This window comes from Lactobacillus sp. ESL0263, from assembly GCF_003692845.1.
Taxonomy (GTDB): Bacteria; Bacillota; Bacilli; order Lactobacillales; family Lactobacillaceae; genus Lactobacillus; species Lactobacillus apis.
The window spans coordinates 114,559-133,454 of the sequence record NZ_REHL01000006.1 but is presented as its reverse complement, the minus strand read 5'-3'; the positions used below and the strand labels follow the sequence as shown (position 1 = coordinate 133,454).

General features: G+C 35.1%; 16 protein-coding genes and 1 riboswitch. Of the genes, 13 read left to right on the top strand and 3 right to left on the bottom strand.

Annotated features, from left to right (window positions below):
- The first annotated feature begins 36 nt into the window (after positions 1-36).
- The 11 genes from F5ESL0263_RS07020 (at position 37) to tkt (ending at position 13,672) form a co-directional block, all read left to right on the top strand.
- Positions 37-2,772 (top strand): sigma 54-interacting transcriptional regulator, encoded by a 2,736-nt coding sequence (locus F5ESL0263_RS07020; RefSeq protein ID WP_122035898.1) that lies wholly within the window; start codon positions 37-39, stop codon positions 2,770-2,772.
- Positions 2,773-2,925: 153 nt separating this feature from the next.
- Complete coding sequence (locus F5ESL0263_RS07015) at positions 2,926-3,702, top strand: PTS sugar transporter subunit IIC (protein WP_122035892.1); 777 nt, start codon at positions 2,926-2,928, stop codon at positions 3,700-3,702.
- A complete protein-coding gene (locus tag F5ESL0263_RS07010) occupies positions 3,689-4,489 on the top strand; it encodes a PTS system mannose/fructose/sorbose family transporter subunit IID (protein ID WP_122035890.1) in 801 nt (266 codons plus the stop codon). Before F5ESL0263_RS07015 ends, F5ESL0263_RS07010 begins: the two co-directional genes overlap by 14 nt.
- 26 nt (positions 4,490-4,515) lie before the next feature.
- The gene (locus F5ESL0263_RS07005; protein ID WP_122035888.1) at positions 4,516-4,992 is read left to right on the top strand and encodes a PTS sugar transporter subunit IIB; all 477 of its coding nucleotides are present in this window, start codon (positions 4,516-4,518) and stop codon (positions 4,990-4,992) included.
- Positions 4,993-5,011: 19 nt separating this feature from the next.
- A complete protein-coding gene (locus F5ESL0263_RS07000; RefSeq protein WP_122035887.1) occupies positions 5,012-5,428 on the top strand; it encodes a PTS sugar transporter subunit IIA in 417 nt (138 codons plus the stop codon).
- Positions 5,429-5,488: 60 nt separating this feature from the next.
- Positions 5,489-6,847, top strand: coding sequence for a hypothetical protein (locus F5ESL0263_RS06995; RefSeq protein ID WP_122035885.1), 1,359 nt, complete (start codon positions 5,489-5,491; stop codon positions 6,845-6,847).
- A gap of 14 nt (positions 6,848-6,861) precedes the next feature.
- Positions 6,862-7,734: a fructokinase ScrK gene (gene scrK / locus F5ESL0263_RS06990; RefSeq protein WP_122035883.1), complete on the top strand. Its 873-nt coding sequence runs from the start codon at positions 6,862-6,864 to the stop codon at positions 7,732-7,734.
- A 200-nt stretch (positions 7,735-7,934) separates the two neighbouring features.
- On the top strand, positions 7,935-9,974 hold the full coding sequence (locus F5ESL0263_RS06985; RefSeq protein ID WP_122035881.1) for a PTS sugar transporter subunit IIA: 2,040 nt from the start codon (positions 7,935-7,937) through the stop codon (positions 9,972-9,974).
- The gene (locus F5ESL0263_RS06980) at positions 9,971-10,276 is read left to right on the top strand and encodes a PTS sugar transporter subunit IIB (RefSeq protein ID WP_122035879.1); all 306 of its coding nucleotides are present in this window, start codon (positions 9,971-9,973) and stop codon (positions 10,274-10,276) included. The genes F5ESL0263_RS06985 and F5ESL0263_RS06980 overlap by 4 nt, the downstream gene beginning before the upstream one ends.
- On the top strand, positions 10,276-11,646 hold the full coding sequence (locus F5ESL0263_RS06975; protein ID WP_122035877.1) for a PTS ascorbate transporter subunit IIC: 1,371 nt from the start codon (positions 10,276-10,278) through the stop codon (positions 11,644-11,646). The genes F5ESL0263_RS06980 and F5ESL0263_RS06975 overlap by 1 nt, the downstream gene beginning before the upstream one ends.
- 37 nt (positions 11,647-11,683) lie before the next feature.
- Complete coding sequence (gene tkt / locus F5ESL0263_RS06970) at positions 11,684-13,672, top strand: transketolase (protein WP_122035875.1); 1,989 nt, start codon at positions 11,684-11,686, stop codon at positions 13,670-13,672.
- A 138-nt stretch (positions 13,673-13,810) separates the two neighbouring features.
- On the opposite strand, the gene F5ESL0263_RS06965 is transcribed toward tkt, so the two are convergent.
- Positions 13,811-15,226, bottom strand: a complete 1,416-nt coding sequence (locus F5ESL0263_RS06965) for a C69 family dipeptidase (RefSeq protein ID WP_074425793.1) — start codon at positions 15,224-15,226, stop codon at positions 13,811-13,813.
- Positions 15,227-15,373: 147 nt separating this feature from the next.
- On the opposite strand from F5ESL0263_RS06965, the gene F5ESL0263_RS08780 reads away from it, so the two are divergent.
- On the top strand, positions 15,374-15,694 hold the full coding sequence (locus tag F5ESL0263_RS08780; protein WP_370448856.1) for a helix-turn-helix transcriptional regulator: 321 nt from the start codon (positions 15,374-15,376) through the stop codon (positions 15,692-15,694).
- A gap of 70 nt (positions 15,695-15,764) precedes the next feature.
- Positions 15,765-16,643 carry a phosphotransferase gene (locus F5ESL0263_RS06955; RefSeq protein WP_199724320.1) on the top strand — a complete coding sequence of 293 codons (879 nt, stop codon included), beginning with the start codon at positions 15,765-15,767 and terminating at the stop codon, positions 16,641-16,643.
- Positions 16,644-16,762: 119 nt separating this feature from the next.
- Here the strand turns inward: F5ESL0263_RS06955 and F5ESL0263_RS06950 are convergent, their stop codons facing one another.
- On the bottom strand, positions 16,763-18,049 hold the full coding sequence (locus F5ESL0263_RS06950; RefSeq protein ID WP_122035871.1) for a nucleobase:cation symporter-2 family protein: 1,287 nt from the start codon (positions 18,047-18,049) through the stop codon (positions 16,763-16,765).
- Positions 18,049-18,627 (bottom strand): xanthine phosphoribosyltransferase, encoded by a 579-nt coding sequence (locus F5ESL0263_RS06945; protein ID WP_122035869.1) that lies wholly within the window; start codon positions 18,625-18,627, stop codon positions 18,049-18,051. The genes F5ESL0263_RS06950 and F5ESL0263_RS06945 overlap by 1 nt, the downstream gene beginning before the upstream one ends.
- Positions 18,628-18,707: 80 nt before the next feature.
- Positions 18,708-18,805, bottom strand: a riboswitch (purine riboswitch).
- Between the last annotated feature and the right edge of the window lie 91 nt (positions 18,806-18,896).

Genomic DNA, 18,896 nt, shown 5'->3' with positions numbered 1-18,896 from the left:
TTTTAAGTTGAGACGGTATTTAAAAAAGAGGTCATTATGCTAAAAGACGAGATTTTACATTACTTGGATAAAGAAACGAAAACAGTCAATTTGGAGGAATTAGATGACAAATATACTGCTGGTGGAATTGCTAAAGCTTTAAACGCAAAGCGCAATACCGTCAGTTTGTATTTAAATCAACTGACTAATGAAGAGAAATTGGTAAAAATTGAAACTAGACCTGTGCATTTTCTTCACCGCGCAAGCTTTGAAAAAGAGAACTATAAACTGAAAAAAAGTGTCTATCAATCCGTTACAAAATTAGAACAAGAAAATAGCAACCAAGATTTACTAAAACGGTTCGTCCAAATTAATCCTAGCTTGAAGGAGAGCATTGAGCGGGTTAGGGCCGCAGTTCTCTATCCTAACGGCGGCTTGCCTTTGCTGATTAATGGTGAAAGTGGTACAGGAAAAAGTTATTTGGTCAGCTTGATCAATCGTTTTTGCCGCACACATAAATTAATTAAAAAGTCTGCGCCCTTTATAACAATCAACTGTGCACAGTACGCTGACAATCCAGAACTATTAACTAGCAATCTTTTTGGCTATAAAAAAGGTGCTTTTACTGGTGCTGATGAAGATCATGAGGGTGCATTTGTGGAAGCAGATGGTGGAATTCTCTTTTTGGATGAAGTTCACCGACTTGGTCCTAAAGGGCAAGAAAAGCTATTTACTTATTTAGATCAGGGGATAGTTTATCCAGTTGGTGAAACGAAAAAAGGAAAAAGGGTCCATGTGAGATTGTGTTTTGCCACAACTGAGGATCTGGATACCAGTTTTTTAACTACTTTTACACGTCGTATTCCCGTAAAAATCACTTTGCCTCCGCTTAGTCAACGGAGTAAGGAAGAGCGCTTGAATTTGGTTTATACGCTTTTTAACAATGAGCAAAAAAAGATTGCTAAACCACTTTCTATTAGCGACCAAGTTTTAGACATGTTGGCCAACTATCAGCCAACCGGCAATATAGGAGACTTAAAAAATGCAATTAAGTTAACAATTGCTCGCGCTAATGCTGATCAAAAGGATAACGAGACAATTACTTTGACGGCGTATAACTTACCACTAGACGTTTTGAATAAAAGCAAAGTGGAGGTCTATCATCCTTCTTCTAAGCCAATTATGATTACAAATGAAACAGAAGTAGATGATTTAATTGAACGAAATTTTCCCGAAAAGAAAATTTTTCTTAATAGCTTAAATAAGTTACTCAAAGTCTATGAGCAAAGTGATGATAATTTGGCTGAATGTGAATCTAAGTTAAAACAAATAGTGTACCAGCTATTTGATTCCTTGCTTTTTGAAAAAAATAATAGCGATCATATTCCATTGCTTTCCTATGTGATCGATGGCGTTAACCATTTGTTTGAACAAATGAAAACAGCTTATCAGCTAAAGATTAGTAATAATGCAGTATATGCAGTTAGTTACTATTTATTTGAGCGCCAAAAGTTTCAATGGAGCAGTGAGGAAATAAAGAATCAAAAGGCTTTGATGAAGCTCAACAAAGATGTTCGCCAACGCTATCTTGACATTTATGTTTATGTAACCAAGTTAATTAATTTGATTAAGACAAATTTGGATATTGAACTTAATGAAGTAGATTATATCTTTCTAACTATTTATCTAAACAAGTTGGAGATTATTACCAAGACTGGTTTGATTAAAGCAATTGTGATTGCTCATGGTTATGCCACAGCTGGGAGCATAGCAAATGTAGTTAACCGGCTTTTGGGTGCACATACACTTGATGCATTTGATATGCCAATTAATGTTAGTACGCAAGAAATTGCCGACAAAATAATTGATTATACTGAAAATAATGATGTGACGCATGGCCTAATTATTCTAGTTGATATGGGATCATTGAAAGAGATTGAAACACTTTTTCCACGCCAGATTAATGCACCGATTTTATTAATTAACAATGTTTCCACATTATTAGCCTTAACGGTGGGTGAAAGCATTCTAAAGAAACGTAATTTTCGGAAAATTAGTCAATTAGTAAAACAAACAGGAGAGATTGAAATCAAATTAACCTACCCGGAAACCAGTAAGCAAAAGGTGATTCTAACAACTTGTTATTCTGGAATTGGAACCGCAACGCATGTTGCAAGACTTTTGGAACGTTGCTTGCCGAATAAAAAAATTAAGATTGTACCGTATGATTTTCAAGCTTTGAAAGATACTCATGAAGTGGGCATTATTAAGAAAATGTATGAGGTTGTTGGCATCATTGGAACTGAGAACCCAAGCATTAACGGAATTGATTTTATTTATCTTGAACAAATTTTATCTGACAAAGATACAGCTAAGTTAAGTGACTGGCTAAAAACAGCATTTTCGAATCAAGAAATAGAAACGATTCTCAATAACTTAGTTAAGAACTTTTCCTTAGAGCAAACCATTAATATGGTTACTATTCTTGATGCACCCAAAGTTATTGAAAACATTACTATTTTTATTCAAGAACTTGAGCGTCGATTTTCAATTACTCTGTCTAATCAAAAGAAGTTTACCCTTTATGTTCATGTCAGCTACTTAATTGAGCGGTTAATTAGGAAGGAAGCTAATAATATAAATCCAGAATTCGAAGAAAGATTTGCTCAAAAATATCAACGAGAATTAGATGAAATTGATGTCGCATTTAATGTGATAAAAGAAAATTATAGTGTGAAAATTCCAAAATCAGAGTTAATTTACATAGATCAAATTATTTTTAATCGGCAATGAAATTTCTGATAAATCAGCGTTTAGTAGAGGAAAATTAATATTTGAAATGAACTTGGCACGTAAATTGCTATTAGATTTTTGAAAAGAAAACTGTTTTCCAAGTGAGATTATAAAAGCTTGGAAACAGGCTAGTGTTTATTAGGAGGATTTATAGTGAATGTACAATTTTGGCAAATTGCATTAATAGTCTTATACGGCTTCTTTATTAATTATGATAAAAATGGTTCAATGCTGGGAACCTCGCAACCAGTAGTTGCAGGTTTCTTAGTTGGCTTAATTCTAGGAGATATACCTACAGGTCTTTATATTGGTGGTACGCTTCAGTTAATGACATTGGGTATTTCAAGTTTTGGTGGTGCTTCAGTCCCTGACTATCAAACAGCTGCACTTATCGGAACATACATAGCTATTACGACTGGTCAAAAAGCTGCAATTGGTATAACTTTGGCTATTCCAGTTGCAATGTTAATGGTTGAACTGGATGTTTTAAAATGGACAGTTAATATTTACTTCCAAAATAAAGCTGAAAAATATGCAGATGAAGAGCAATACGGCAAAATTGAAGTAATGCAGATATGTGGTGTATTAACTACCATGATGGTTTCAGGATTACCTGTTTTATTGACCGTAATAGCAGGACCATCTTTAGTAAAATCAATTATTGCCTTTATTCCTCAATGGGTCACAGGTGGTTTGACAGTTGCAGGAAACTTGCTACCAGCTTTAGGTATTGGTTTATTGTTACGCTACCTCCCTGTAAAAAGTTACTTTGGCTACTTGATTATTGGGTTTGTTGCAGCAGTTTATCTAAAAATGACAATTTTAGGTATTGCTTTAGCTGGTGCAGCCGTAGCCTTAATTCTATATAAGAGAAATAGTGAAGAACAAAATAATGTTCAAAGTGCTGGAGGAATGAATGATGACGAATAAAGAAGTAAGTAATAAGACAAAAAACCGCGTTTTATTTAGATGGATTTTAAATGGCGGGGCATCATTAAACTATGAAAAAATGATGGGCTTGGCATACACATATTCGATGCTTCCTTTCCTTAAGGAGAACTACAAGGATAATCCCAAAGGTTTAAAAGAATCAGTAAAAACACACTTACAATTTTTTAACACTAATCCTTATTTAGCTCCATATGTATTGGGGATGAATATTGAAATTGAAGAAAAGGAAAAAGATAGCAGTCTAAAGACAGTAATGGGTTTGAAGACAGGCTTAATGGGTCCTTTGGCAGGACTAGGAGATAGTGTCTTTGTTGTTATCCCTTGGACTATCTTTGGTGCAATTGCAGCAAATATGGCATTGAGCGGTAGTCCTGTAGGTATATTTCTTTGGTTTATCGTTACTTGGCTTCTTCGTGCTTTAGGAATTCCTTTGTTTAAAGCCGGTATGAAATCAGGAACCAGCCTGTTAACATCAATTGAAACAAAGATGAAGTTAATAACTGAAAGTGTTTCTATTTTAGGATTAATGGTAGTCGGCGGATTAATTCCAACAGTGGTAAAAACAAACTTAGCTTTAAAATTTAAGCAAGGTTCATTATCAATGACTGGAAACCAAATTCTTGATCAAATTATGCCTGGTCTTTTACCAGCAGCCTTAGTTTTTGGTGTCTATTATTTATTAAGCAAGAAGGTTAAGCCAATATATATCATTTTAATTATTATTGCCTTATCGATTGTTCTGTACTTACTTGGAATTATGAAATAGTTTATTGAGAAAAGAGATTTAAAATTATGGAAGGTATAATTCACATCAGAATTGATGATCGACTGATCCATGGTCAGGTTGCAACACTATGGACTAATGAACTGGGCGCTACTAGAATAATGGTCATTAACGATGAAGTAGCCAATAACGAAATTCAGAAAACAATGCTTAGAATGGCCGCACCATCAAATGTATCTACATCGTTGATAACCGAAGAAAAGGCTGTCAATAATATTAATAATGGTAATTATAAAGGACAAAAAGTATTAGTTATCGTTAAAAATCCAGAGACAGTTGTCAGATTAATGGATCAAGGATTGGATATTAAAAAAATAAATGTGGGCAACATGTCTACTAGAGAAAACACTCATCATATAAAGCCCAGTGTTAGCATTACGCCTGAAGAAGAACAAGCATTTCGCGTTCTTTTGGATCGTGGAGTTGAAATTACTGCAGTAATGGTACCAACAGATAAAATGGTCTATTTAAAAGACTTAATTTGATAAAAAGGAGAGAAAAGAATTGTTTAATATTGTTATTGCTTCGCATGGGCCGTTGGCTGAAGCTATGAAAAAGTCGGTAAAGCTTTTCTTTCCTGAAGAAAATAAAATTACTACAGCTAGTATAGATGAAAAAGGCTTAGAAATTTTTCAAGCAAATTTGGACGAGATTATGGCAACCGTTAAAGATAAAAGTGTACTATTTCTAGTCGATTTATCATATGGCACGCCCTTTAACGAAATTGCCAAAAGAATGTCAATGGTTAGTGACGATTCTGAAATTTTGTCAGGAGTAAATATGCCGACATTAATTGAAGCAATAAATTTACGAAATCAAGGTTATTCTTTAAAGGAAGTTGTACCAAAACTTATAGAGGTAAGCAAATTGCAATCATACTCTGAAAGAATAAAAACAATTAATAATCCAGATAATGAATAGCATTGAAAAAGTAGTAAGAAAAATGATCTTACTACTTTTATTTATTTAGGAAGTACAAAAATGAACTTAATTGATGAGGCTAATCAAACACTAAGAATCCAAAACCATAGATATAGATACCATCTTTCTCCTAATTCGGGCTGGTCAAATGACCCAAATGGCTTAGTTTTTTATCAAGGAAAGTACCATGTTTTTTTGCAAAATGATCCTTTTAATTCTAGTTCTAACAGGATTTTTTGGGCACATTTTATATCAACAGACTTGATAAAATGGAAACAGATTGACTTTGCATTAGCACCGGACAGCTTTTATGATATTGACGGTTGCTATTCAGGTAGTGCGATCGTTGAAGAAAATAAATTATTTTTGGTATATGCTGGACATAAGAATAAACAAAATTCATATGTCGAATCAATTTGCGTTGCCGAAAGCAGTGATGGAATCCATTTTGAAAAATGGAATAATAATCCAATAATTACTAGAGATCCTAATATAAATACTAAAAGATTTAGAGATCCTAAAATTTTTAAAAAGGACAATTATTTTTTTATTCTAGTAGGTGGAGAAAGTAACGAAGGCTGCGGACAACTTTTGCTTTATCAAAGTAAAAGTATATATGGTGAATGGCATTATGTCGGAAAAACTTTAAACAAAGCGAAAGGGCTAGGCAATATGATAGAATGTCCTGATTATTTCAGTCTTAATGGAGAAAACATTCTTTTAGGATCGCCAAAGGGGATTGAAACAAATGAAAAGCATGGGTTCGATTCCTGTTACTACTTATGTGATCCCAAGTTTGCTGGCGAAAGATTACCTCAGGGTAAAACATTGGACTATGGCTGGGACTTTTATGCTCCTCAAACTATGTATGATCCAATTAAAAAGCGAAGATTACTTTTTGGTTGGCTAGGTTTACCAATAGAGCAAGAGAAAGAAAGTGTAGCTAATTACCAAAATATTGGTGCGTTGACTATACCTAGAGAACTAGTGCTAAAAAATGATAAGATTTTAGTGTTTCCTGTTTCTGAGTACGAAAAGCTAAGAGATGGAGCTGGTTCACGTATCCAAGAAAAAATAGATTATTCAAGCTCTTCTGAGTTTGTTTTCAGTAATATCCCAAGTAACTTTGAATTCCACATTTCTTCTAAAAGAGGATCTTATGGCATTTTAGTTAAGGAACACTCTTTAATTGTAAAAATACATGACCAAATTCGAGCACATCAAGTTACAATAGATAATGTATACGGAATAGAAAGCTTATCACTTTATATTGATAATGGTCTTACAGAACTTTTTATAAACAATGGAGAATATGTTTGCACCAATAAATGCGAATTTGAATCTAATAATGTAAAGGTAGATTTTGAAAACGACGATAAAGTGGTAGGATTTAATTATAAAATTAACTCAATATTTTAGTTAAAGGAGCAAATATGTTATTAGGATCAATTGAAGCTGGTGGAACAAAGTTTGTTTGCGCCGTCGGTAACGAAAATTACCAGATTAAAGATCAAACTACTTTCCCAACCACAACTCCAGAGGAAACACTTCGCAAAACAGTCGACTACTTCAAAAAGTTTGATATTGATGCGATTGGAATTGCCTCTTTTGGACCAATCGAAGTACGTAAGACTGCATCGAATTATGGCTACATTACTGACACACCTAAGGCAGGCTGGAGTAATACTGACTTTGTTGGTTATTTGAAAAAAGAGATTGATGTACCAATGTACTTCACAAGTGATGTAAATGGATCAGCGTATGGTGAGTATGTGATGTCACAATTATCTAATGAAGACATTGACTCTCTTGTTTATTACACTATTGGCACCGGTGTTGGTGGTGGAGCAATTATTAACGGCAAGTTAGTTGGTTCACTTGGTCACCCTGAAATGGGCCATGTTAAGCTTAAGCGTCATCCTGATGATCTTGATTTTGCAGGTGTTTGTCCTTTCCACAAAGATTGTCTGGAAGGTTTAGTATCTGGTCCAACTTTTGATGCTCGTTTGAATAAGCCAGGCAAGGATGTTCCACTATCAGATCCTGTTTGGGACATCATGAGTTACTACGTTGCTCAAGCTGCTTTGCAAGTTACACTGATTTTGCGCCCTGATAAAATTGTTTTTGGCGGCGGTGTTACTAGTGAAAAGTTTTTAGAAAAAGTAAGACGTGATTTTGCCAAACTGTTGAATGATTATGTTCATGTACCTGAACTTAATCAATACATTGTTATGCCTGAAATTGAAAATAATGGTTCAGCAACTGTAGGTGATTTTGCACTTGCAAAACGATTATTAAGAGAATAATTTTTATATATTAGTATATGTTAATTTATCCAGCTTTAACTAAGTTTGTTCAAAGCATATAAAAAATTGAATACGATATTTTACAGAGCATGAAGTTTAAATACTTCATGCTTTTTTAGTTCAGTTTTTGTACTGAACTTAGTTAACTTTTTTCATGGAAGCGATTTATTCATAATGAAGACAACAAGGAGGCAAATCCAATGAACATGAAATTTACCAAAAACCAGCACAAGATTATTAATCTCCTTGTTAAAGTTAAATATTTCATGACGATTAGTGAAATGTCTGAAAAAGTGGATATTTCTGAAAGGAGTGTATATAAAAATTTAAGTCTAATTAATGAAAAGCTTAAGTCTTTGAATATTGAAGGAATTCGTAATGTATATGGTCAGGGCTATTACTTGGGAGAGAATAGCAAACGAGAACTAATGTTATATCAATCCAAGTTAGAGCAGAGTAAATATAGTTCAACCGAAAGACAATATCTAGAATTTATTGAACTTTTCATTAATGGCAAATTTAGTATTCAAAAAGTTAGCGAAAGGTGTGGTGTTAGCAAACAAACAGTTTTAAAAGATATTGATAGTCTCAAGCAAAAAATGAATGACTACGAAATAACAATTATCTCAAACTATGATGGTCACTTTTTAAGTGGATCTGAAATTCAAATTCGGCAATTTCTTTTTTCCTGGCTATATTCTAATCAAGAATTAGCTAATCTCTATGAAACAAAAGAAATTAAAGAGTTACGCTTTTTAATTAGCCAATGGCTAGATTCGCTGGAAAATTCGAAAAATATTATTTATTCAGATGAATTTATCTATGTTTTTGAACATTTCTATGCATTAACACTAGAGAGAATTTTTAATGGAAATAGTACAGCGAAAAAGTTTAATTACCCTTTAAACAGTAAGTTACAAGAGGAGCCAGAATATAAATTTTCCAGTGCTTTTTTATCGATTTTATTAGGCGATAAATATGACGAATTTGAAAAAACTTATTTAACTTCCGTACTTTTAGGTGGACAAAAAAGAAAGCTTTCGAAAGATAGTATTAATCAAGAGATTAGTCAAATTGTTTCTGTAATTATCAAAGAGTTCAAAAACTTAGCTGACTGTTCTTTTAGAGATGAAAACAAACTTCACCAAGATTTAGTTGTCCATTTAGCTACAACGTTTTTTAGAGTGAAATACCGTCAACAATATCAAAAGAGTGATTTTGATTTAATCAAAGAGAACTATCCAGATATTTATATTTATACCAAAATGAGCATTCATCCCTTTGAAAGATTTATTGGTGCCAGTCTCAATGATTATGAAGTTGGTCTAGTTTCAATCTACTTTGCTTCACAAATTTCACGTGTGGTCGAGACTGAGCCAAAAGTACTTTTAGTAAGCTCTGGTAGTAATGGCTCAGCTGGTTTTTTAATGACTCAAATGGTTGAACAGTATCCATATGTTAATTTCAGTATTCCCATTTCCCCCTCAGAATTAAAGAATCGTGCAATCCAAGAAAAAGTAATTATTACTAATATTTCTTTGGTACAAACAAAACTCCCCTGGTTAAAAGTAAACACTGTTCTTTCAAGTAAAGATTTTGAGAATATTGATAATTTCTTTCAGCTAAACGGCATAACTAATTCAGAAAATCTCCAAACTGAGTATAAGGCCATCATGGAAACAATTTATGATAATGCAAAGGTAGTTAACAGAGTAGAGCTTGAAAAGGGAATTAGACAAATTCTAATTGAGAAAAAACGGCATGAAAGTAAGAAAAAAAGGACAGGACCATTGTTAAGCGAGATATTAACAGAAGATACGATTAAATTTAATCATAATGATTCTCTTAATTGGGAACAAGCAATAAGAGCGTGTGCGCAGCCATTACTAGAAAAAGGTAATATTTCTGAAAAATATGTAGATGCAATGATTAGAAATGTTAAGGAAAATGGCCCATATATCAATATTGGTACGGAAATTGCATTAGCGCATGCTCGTCCTAGTGAGGGTGTTAATAAGTTGGGGATGTCGCTCCTGTTACTAGACCATGACATTGATCTGGTCGATTCAGAACACAAAATAAAATTGATCATTGTGTTGGCAGCAGCAGATTCTACATCCCATTTAAATGCACTTTCGGAACTAGCGAAAATCTTAGGTAATAAAAATGATGTTTCTAAGATAATGAACGCGAAAAGTGCAAGTGAAATAGTAGATTTAATTAAGAAAGGCGAAAAATGAAATTAGGAGCATGTTGTAGTACTGGTGTTGGTTCATCCTTCATGGTTGATATGAATATGCAAGATGTCTTAAAGCAGATAGGCAGAGAAGATGTAGAAACAACACATATTGATTTGTCTGGTCTAAATAGAGATGTTGCAGACCACTTCTTTGTTGGTCGTGATATGTATGATGCAGTAGTAAATGTAGTAGGCCCAGAAAATGTTACTGCACTAGATAGCATTATTGATAAAGACGAATTAAAAAATAAAATACAAGAATATTTGAATAGTAGCGATAAAGAGAGTGGAAGTGAAGACTAATGAATGAAGTTTTAAATTTCTTTTTGAGTATAGCTAGAACACCTTCTATTTTAGTTGCTTTAGTAGCAGTCCTAGGTTTGATTTTGCAAAAGAAGGATTCTACTGAAGTAATTTCAGGAGGTTTGAAAACATTTGTAGGTTTTTTGGTTCTAACAGGAGGATCGGGTGTCATCACTGATTCACTGACTCCATTTGGAAAAATGTTCATGCAGGCTTTCCATGTACAAGGAGTTGTTCCAAATAATGAAGCCTTTACGGCAACAGCATTAACAAAATATGGTAGTGCAACTGCATTAATCTTGTTGGTTGCAATGATTGTCAATGTTTTGTTAGCACGAGTTTCTCATTTTAAATATATTTATTTATCTGGTCACGTCATGATTAATATGTCATGTATGTTGGCAGTTTTACTGGCAGTGGCAGGTTTTACCGAGATTCCTTCAATTATTGTTGGTGGTACCTTTTTAGGACTATTTGATACGATTATGCCAGCTCTAATTCAACCGTTTGTCCGAAAAGTTACCAAAAGCGATGAAATTGCGATTGCGCATACTGGTGATTTTGGATATTTAATTGCTGGACTTGTTGCTAAAGTAACTGGGGATTCTTCGAAGTCTACTGAAGATTTACATGTTTCTAAGAAAGTTTCATTTCTAAGAGACAATACAATTGCGGTTACGATCACAATGGCAGTTGCTTATTTAATCATTGCTATTTTTGCTGGTCCTACTTATGTTGAAAAATTGAGTGGCGGCATTAACTATTTAATCTTTGCGTTGATTGAAGCAGGTTCATTCTCAGCAGGTGTTTACATCATGCTTGCTGGTGTAAGAATGATTTTGAACGAATTAATTCCTGCATTTAAAGGTATCTCAAGTAAACTAGTTCCTAACGCAAAAGCAGGTCTGGACATTCCAATTCTATTCACATTTGCACCTAATGCAGTGATTATTGGATTTTTCTCAAGTTTTGTAGGTGGTTTAGTTGCTACATTTTTGATGGTTGCTTTACATATGACAATTGTTATTCCTGGTGTAGTTGCTCACTTTATGTGTGGTGGCGCAGCTGGTGTAATTGGAAACTCAGTAGGTGGCCGTCGCGGTTGTGTTATTGGCTCATTTGTTCACGGTCTATTGATTTCCTTTGTACCAATCATTTTAATTCCAGTTTTAGGGCATTTAGGCCTTGGTACAGCAAGTTATGCTGATGCTGACTTTGGTATTGTCGGTTCATACGTTGGTTATAGTGGATTACTTGGTGGTCGTAGTTTGATTATCGCTGCGCTTGTTGCCGCCTTAGTTGTTTTCTTTATTGTTTCAATTATTTTTGACAAAAAAGAGAAAGCTGCCAAAGCAGCTAAAGAAAACTAAATAATATTTTTGTTTAAATCAAGATAAAGGAGAAAAAATGAAATATACAGCAAAAGACGATTTAGCGGTAAAAACGATTCGTGCTTTGAGTGTTGATGAGATTCATAATGCTAATTCAGGTCATACTGGAATGGCATTAAGTGCAGCTCCACTTATTTATACTATTTACCAAAACATGAAATTTGATGTTAATGATCCTCATTGGTTTAACAGAGACCGTTTTGTCCTTTCAGGTGGTCATGCATCAGCAATGCTTTATGCGACTTTACATTTGATTGGTTTTGATATTTCAATTGATGATCTTAAGCACTTCAGAACCTTAGGTAGTAAGACGCCAGGACATCCTGAAATAACTACTTCAGGAGTTGATGCCGCTACTGGACCATTGGGTCAAGGACTAGGAATGGCTGTAGGAATGGCAATGGCAGAGAAACATCTTAGTTCAATCTATAATAAAGACTCATACAACATTATTGATAATAAAGTTTATGCAATTGTTGGTGATGGGGATTTAATGGAAGGCGTTAGTCATGAGTCTGCTAGTTTAGCTGGTCATTTGCACTTAAATAATTTGATAGTATTGTATGACTCTAACCGTAATACGATGGATGCCCCAATGGAAAATGAGTGTGACGATAATGTTGCTCAAAGGTTTGAAGCATATGGTTGGAACTATCTCAAGGTTAATGACGGTAATTCCCTTGCTGAAATTGATAATGCAATTAAAATAGCTCAGGATGAAAAAGCTCGCCCTACTATTATTGAAGTAAATACAGTAATTGGCTATGGCTCACCACTAGCAGATAATCATTTGGCTCATGGTGCAGTCTTGGATGATGCGCAGCTTCAGGAAACAAAGAAGAAACTGGGCTACGATTATCAAATGTTTGAAGTACCAGAAAGTTCATATCAAGTATTTGATCATGTAAAAGAAGATGGACAGAAAGAACATTCAAAATGGTCAGATATGCTAAAGGACTACTTAGAAAAATATCCAGAGCTAGGTGGTAAGTTAGTTAAAAACATTAATAATAATGTTAAATTGAATTTTGAAGAAAATGAGTCAGATGTGCCAGAGTCAGAATCGACTAGGGATGCTATGCATCACTTTTTGCAGGTTACTAATGAATCTGACCTTAATCTTTGGGGCGGTTCCGCAGATTTAGGTAGTTCTGATAAAACCTTTTTTGATGACGACCAAGGCTTTCAAGCTAATTCGTATGACAACAACAATCTATATTTTGGTATTCGTGAGTTTGCTGAAGGTACAGCAATTAACGGAATTACTTTATATGGTGGTTCAAAAGTATTCGGTAATACTTTCTTCATCTTTTCAGATTATATGAGAAATTCTATCCGACTTGCAGCATTAATGAAAATTCCATCAATCTTTATTTTTGGACATGACTCTATTTCTTTAGGGCCAGATGGTCCAACCCATCAACCAATTGAGCAATTGGAAGGGCTTAGGGCAATGCCAGACTTGTTGGTATATCGTCCAGCAGATTATTTGGAGACACTTTATGCATGGCAAGATGCAATTAATCAGAATGAAAAGCCCGTTGCTTTCATTCTAGGTAGACAAAATCTTCCAACATTGGTTGATCATCGAGATGAAGTTGCATCGGGTGTTGCCAAGGGAGGATATATTCTTTCTGAAGCCTTTAATAGTAAGCCCGAGGGAATCTTGCTTGCCACAGGTTCTGAAGTAAGTCTGGCGCTAGAAGCACAAAAAGAACTTGCTAAGGCTGGTGAAAATGTTCGCGTTGTATCAATGCCTAGTTTTGAACGCTTTTTGGAACAAGATAAAGATTATCAGGAAAAGGTATTGCCTAAGTCAATTAAGTATCGTGTATCAATTGAAATGGCATCAACTTATGATTGGGGACAATTTGTAGGACTAGATGGCGCAAGTGTTGGCATCAATCACTTTGGTGAAAGTGGCGATGGTGATGAACTGATAAAGAAATCAGGCTTTACAGTCGATAATCTAGTCAAAACGTATTTGAACATTCGTAAGAAATAAGTATAAAAAGTGTAAGCAAAGCTTCGTCAGAAGATAATTTTTATTGAATTAAAAGTCAATAATACTAAAAAAAGCCAATGGCATCTATTTGATGTCATTGGCTTTTTGTTGTGTCTATTTAGTAAGGCACCGGTAGCCTTAGTCTAATAAGTCAAACTTAAGTGTAGCTAAGTTATGACCTTCATTAACCATGTTGCTGAGCAATTCAATTGTATTGTTGTAAACTTGGTCGGCCATCTTTTGGTTAGCTTCAGTTAACAAGTCTTCAGCTTCTTTACCTGTAAGACCTGCGGCCTTCTTATCAGTTTCGTGTTGAATAAAGTGGCATTGTGATAATGATTTTTGTTCAAAGTCACTTTCAAGCTCGCCATATACCTTAAAATTAGTGTCTCCAAGTTGTGCAGTTAGCTTGTTTAACCAGAAAATCTTGTTGAGATCAAATTTTGGACCAGTTTGGAAGCTTGCAGGAGTGTCATTAACATTGGTATAGAAAGGAACAAAGCTGTTAAAAGTGTTTGGACCGAAGCAAAGCCATTGAACACCAGCGATTTCTTCTGGAACATCATTTCTAACTTGGAGAATATGAGTTTCGAAGTTACGGTTAAGTGCAATTGGACGATAAGTCTTCTTTTGCTCAGGAGTACCAAGGTCGCCGTATGGGTCAAATGGTGTATCTTGGTAGTGTGAACTTTCTACAAAACAAATGTCTTCAATACTAATCTTACGGTTAGCGTGGCAAATGAATGGTTGGTCCTGATCAGTTGGTTTGCCACCAAATTCTGGATCAAAGTAATTGTGTACAAACCAAGCACGAGGGTTGTTGTAGTGCGCATCTTTAACAGTTGAACTACCAAAAATGTGACGCATGTTGTAGCCTTCACGATCAGGGTTTAAGTGGTATTCTTCGATTAAACCTTCCAAAGTATCGTCAGCTAAAAAGCCGTCTTCACCAAAGTGGAATTCATCAATGTTCAAACGGTTAGGAGCAACAACATAAGCGTCATCAGGGATGCGACGAGCGATCCAGTGATGACCACCGATTGTTTCAAGGTACCAAATTTCATCATGGTCAGCAAAAGCCATACCATTCATTTCATAAGTACCATACTTTTCAAGTAAGTAACCCATCCGTTTAACACCGTCAAGAGCGCTGTGGATATAAGGCAATGTCAAAGTAACAAAGTCTTCTTCACCAAGTCCACCTTCAGTTACTAGTGGGTCGATTCCTTGGATGCGGGAATTCGTAGTGATTGTTTCAGTTGCAGTCATTGCAATGTTTTCGGAGTTAATTCCGGCTGCTGCCCAAATACCACTTTCACCTGATACGTCTGGTGCACTAGTGTAGCGTAAAGGAGTATCTGCTAAGTCCTCATCATCAATTTTTTGGTGACTAATAACACTTTCATAGTGCTTAGGTTGCTTTTCTGGTGTAATGAGTTCGAAACCTTCGGGAATAATTTCACGTCCACCGTCTTCACTTCTGGCAATCATTGCTGAGCCATCAATTGAAGCATTTTTACCGACAAGAATAGTTGTACATTCTGCTTTTTTCATTTAATCTGTCCTTTCAAAATAACTTAATCTATATTGTATTAAAAAGGACAGCTATAATGCAAAGAAATACGCAAACTTAACCTGAAATTATTTATTTGATTGTTGGAGTTGAGAAAAAAGTGAAGGAAAATATTTCTTGATTAGATATTGCTTAAATATGTAAAACATGATTTACTTAAATTACGTAAGAAACAGCGCTATTCACAGGCTCAATTAGCAGAAGAAGCCAATGTTAGTCGCCAAACGATTAATAGAATTGAAAATGACAAATATGATCCCTCACTAGGTTTGGCTTTTCAACTGGCAGATATATTAGGGGTTACAGTTGACGAATTGTTTATTAATAAGTTGCCAGTGCAATCAATTGAGACGCCTACTTCAGTTTCTGCTATGGGTATTATTGAGTTTAGCAATCTAATCATTATAAGTCAGTGGGCTTTTGCCTTTGCGGATTTCTACCTTGATTAGTAAGAAAATCGTGTGAACTAATTTGAATTAAAAATCATAAAAAACTATAGAGACTAAAAGAGATATACATATGGAAACTAGAAAAATTTTACAGGAAAAATTAAAGGCAACATTAACCCAAATAACGCATGAGTCACTAAACAGCACTTTTGTTGGGTATAGTGAGCTTTATAAACAAGTGATTTTTGTCAAAGTTTTTTCTCAAGAAGGTAAATTTTTAACCGAAAAAACTGTTAATGAACAACTTAATTCACGCGTATTAGGCTTTTTTACGATTGAAAATCCGCAGCGCTTCATATTAATAATGAAGGATTGTGACCCGATAGACTTAAAACTACCGCTTACAGCCGAATTGGCTTTTGAAATGGGACAAGAGTTGTCAACCTTTCATCAAAATGTAAAACCATTTGAGGGCATTTATCTTAATGAACAGCTTTTTAAAAAGATTGAGATGGATGTTAGCAGTCTAAAAAACATTGCGATCAAGGACAGACTTGAAGAACTATTAAAAGCATTTAATCCAATTAAAGCCAAAATTGAACATGATTTATGTGCTTATTCCACGGTAGTACTTCATGGTGATGTTGGTGTGCGCAATTACAAACTTGTCAATGGAAAACTGCGTTTAATCGACTTTGAGCGAGCAAGAAAAGGTGTAAACTATCAAGACTTCATCAAACTGTTTTATCAAGATTTTAATTTAAACAGAAATCTGATTAGCTCGTTTATTGAAGGATATAGGACAAAAGGTCCTAAGGTTGAGATTTTGCCTGAAACACAAGTTTTTCTAATTTTTATTACAGCAGTTGGAATTATGAAGTACGTGGAAAAAATAGAAGATCAACCGTTTGAAAAGATAGGCGAATTGATGTTAGAAACTTGCACGCAATATTTCAATATGGATTCTGGAAATGAGTCCAAACCGAAATTGAATGCAATAATTGAATAAAGCGTGAGCTATTTTGGTAATTAGAAAAGGCATCTTCGACTTAGAAGATGCCTTTTGGCGCGAACAAAATAATTTTAAGGGAAAATAATTGTTCACATGATATTTGCAGTTTGATTTTTCTATTTTTCCTTTGACTCACCTCCCTTCAATAAAAGATTTAGAAGTGTAGCGGATAAACTGGTGATAACAATTCCGTTACTTAAAAACAATTGAACTGTTGCAGGTAAGTTCTTGAAAAATTGTGGATAAATAGTGACGCCAAGTCCTAAGCCAACTGAAATTGCGATGATTAGGATATTATTATTGTCACTCAAATCTACTTTTACAAGTGTTTTAATTCCTTGAACGGCAATCATGGTAAACATTACCAGCATTGCGCCACCTAAAACAGGAGTAGGAATAATAGTAACTAGTGCACCAATTTTTGGTAACAGTCCCATAGCCATTAACAGGCCAGCTGCCCAATAAATTGGTCTTTTTGTTTTAATACCTGACAGTTGAAGTAGTCCAACGTTCTGGGAGAAGGTAGTGTACGGAAAAGCATTAAACAAACCACCAAAGATTTGTGCTAATCCTTCTGCACGATACCCCTTTTTTAAATCCTCTTCAGTTACATCATGGCCGATTAGGTCGCCTGTAGCAAAGAAGACGCCGGTAGACTCAATCATTGAAACTAATGCGATAATCATCATGGTCAAACTGGATGACCATTCGAATTTCGGAACACCAAAGTAGAATAATTGTGGTAAATGAAACCAAGAAGCTTCTAAAACTGGTGTTAAGGAAACTCGTCCCATCAAAGATGCAATTACGGTCCCGGCAACTAAGCCGATAAGAACCGAGATTGACCGCAAGAAGCCTTTAGTCCAGATTTCTAATGCCAAGATAATGAACATTGTACTGAAAGCCAATATCAGGTTTTGGCTGCTACCAAAGTCTTTGGCATTAGCATTGCCACCACCCATATTTTGAACGGCAACAGGGACCAATGTAAGACCAATAGTAGTGATTAGAGTTCCTGTAACCACTGGTGGAAAGTACTTCTTGATTTTGGCAAAAACGCCAGAAATCAAGATGACAAAGATTCCTGCAATGATAATGGCACCATACATATCGTTAATCGAAAACTTTTGACCGATCATTTGTAAAGGTGCAACTGCTTGAATGGCACAACCCAAGATTACTGGAAAACCAATACCAAAGTATTTGTTTCGCATGAGTTGTAGTAGTGTTGCAAGCCCACACATAAAGATGTCAATTGAGACAAGATAAGTCAGTTGTTCAGCGTTGAACTTTAGCGCGGTTCCAATTAATAATGGAACGGCAACTGCACCAGAGTACATGGCCAATAGGTGCTGTAGACCTAAAATAGCTGCTTTTTGGTGACTAACTTCTTCTTGCTTCATTATTTTTCGTCCGCAAATTGAACTTCACCGTTAGCTAAACTAGCGATATTTGCTAAGGATTCTAGGCGGTAGCCGTGTTCTTTAATCCAGCTGCTGCCACCTTGGAAAGTTTTCGCAACCACGATACCGATTCCAGCAACATTAGCATTGGCTTGATTAGCTATGTTAATCATTCCCTTGACTGCTTCGCCGTTAGCCAAAAAGTCATCGATAATCAATAAGTTGTCGTCTTCATGTAAAAATTTTTGTTCTACACAAATTTGATTTGTGGTTTTCTTGGTGTAGGAATATACGTCAGCCCAGTAAACCGCATCATTAAGTGTTGATGGCTTTTTCTTGCGAGCAAAAACCATTGGCACATGAAGTTCGTATGCTGCCATTACTCCGGGAGCAATACCAGAAGCCTCACAGGTTAATACTTTTGTAACTCCGCTTTGATCAAACAGACGAGCAAACTCTTTGCCCACAGCCATCATCAGCTCTGGATCAACCTGATGATTCAGAAAAGAATTAATTTTTAGTACATCACCAGGTAGAACCTCACTGTCTTGACGGATCCGATCTTCTAAAAGCTTCACAATTTCCTCCTTGAAAAATAAAAGGGCCTTCTCTACCAAAACTATGGTAAAAAAGACCCTTAAGGCAGCTTGCGCTGAATTAATTGTTATTGTTTATCCATAGTTCAGAATTTACGGTTCTGAGTAGAGACTGTCGACCACATTACGACAATATATAGATTAATATTTACTTGTTGAGTGAATTCTAACAAACCAAATTAAGTTGTGCAAGGTGAAGTTGGAATTCAGAATTTTAAACAGCATCGATCAAATATAGTTAAATTTTACAA

What these genes read in the sequence shown, in the direction of transcription:
- F5ESL0263_RS07020 (WP_122035898.1), top strand. Translation starts at nt 37, where the DNA reads ATGCTAAAAGACGAGATTTTACATTACTTGGATAAAGAAACGAAAACA.
- F5ESL0263_RS07010 (WP_122035890.1), top strand. Translation starts at nt 3,689, where the DNA reads ATGATGACGAATAAAGAAGTAAGTAATAAGACAAAAAACCGCGTTTTA.
- F5ESL0263_RS07005 (WP_122035888.1), top strand. Translation starts at nt 4,516, where the DNA reads ATGGAAGGTATAATTCACATCAGAATTGATGATCGACTGATCCATGGT.
- F5ESL0263_RS06995 (WP_122035885.1), top strand. Translation starts at nt 5,489, where the DNA reads ATGAACTTAATTGATGAGGCTAATCAAACACTAAGAATCCAAAACCAT.
- scrK (WP_122035883.1), top strand. Translation starts at nt 6,862, where the DNA reads ATGTTATTAGGATCAATTGAAGCTGGTGGAACAAAGTTTGTTTGCGCC.
- F5ESL0263_RS06985 (WP_122035881.1), top strand. Translation starts at nt 7,935, where the DNA reads ATGAACATGAAATTTACCAAAAACCAGCACAAGATTATTAATCTCCTT.
- F5ESL0263_RS06980 (WP_122035879.1), top strand. Translation starts at nt 9,971, where the DNA reads ATGAAATTAGGAGCATGTTGTAGTACTGGTGTTGGTTCATCCTTCATG.
- F5ESL0263_RS06975 (WP_122035877.1), top strand. Translation starts at nt 10,276, where the DNA reads ATGAATGAAGTTTTAAATTTCTTTTTGAGTATAGCTAGAACACCTTCT.
- tkt (WP_122035875.1), top strand. Translation starts at nt 11,684, where the DNA reads ATGAAATATACAGCAAAAGACGATTTAGCGGTAAAAACGATTCGTGCT.
- F5ESL0263_RS06965 (WP_074425793.1), bottom strand. Translation starts at nt 15,226, where the DNA reads ATGAAAAAAGCAGAATGTACAACTATTCTTGTCGGTAAAAATGCTTCA.
- F5ESL0263_RS06955 (WP_199724320.1), top strand. Translation starts at nt 15,765, where the DNA reads ATGGAAACTAGAAAAATTTTACAGGAAAAATTAAAGGCAACATTAACC.
- F5ESL0263_RS06950 (WP_122035871.1), bottom strand. Translation starts at nt 18,049, where the DNA reads ATGAAGCAAGAAGAAGTTAGTCACCAAAAAGCAGCTATTTTAGGTCTA.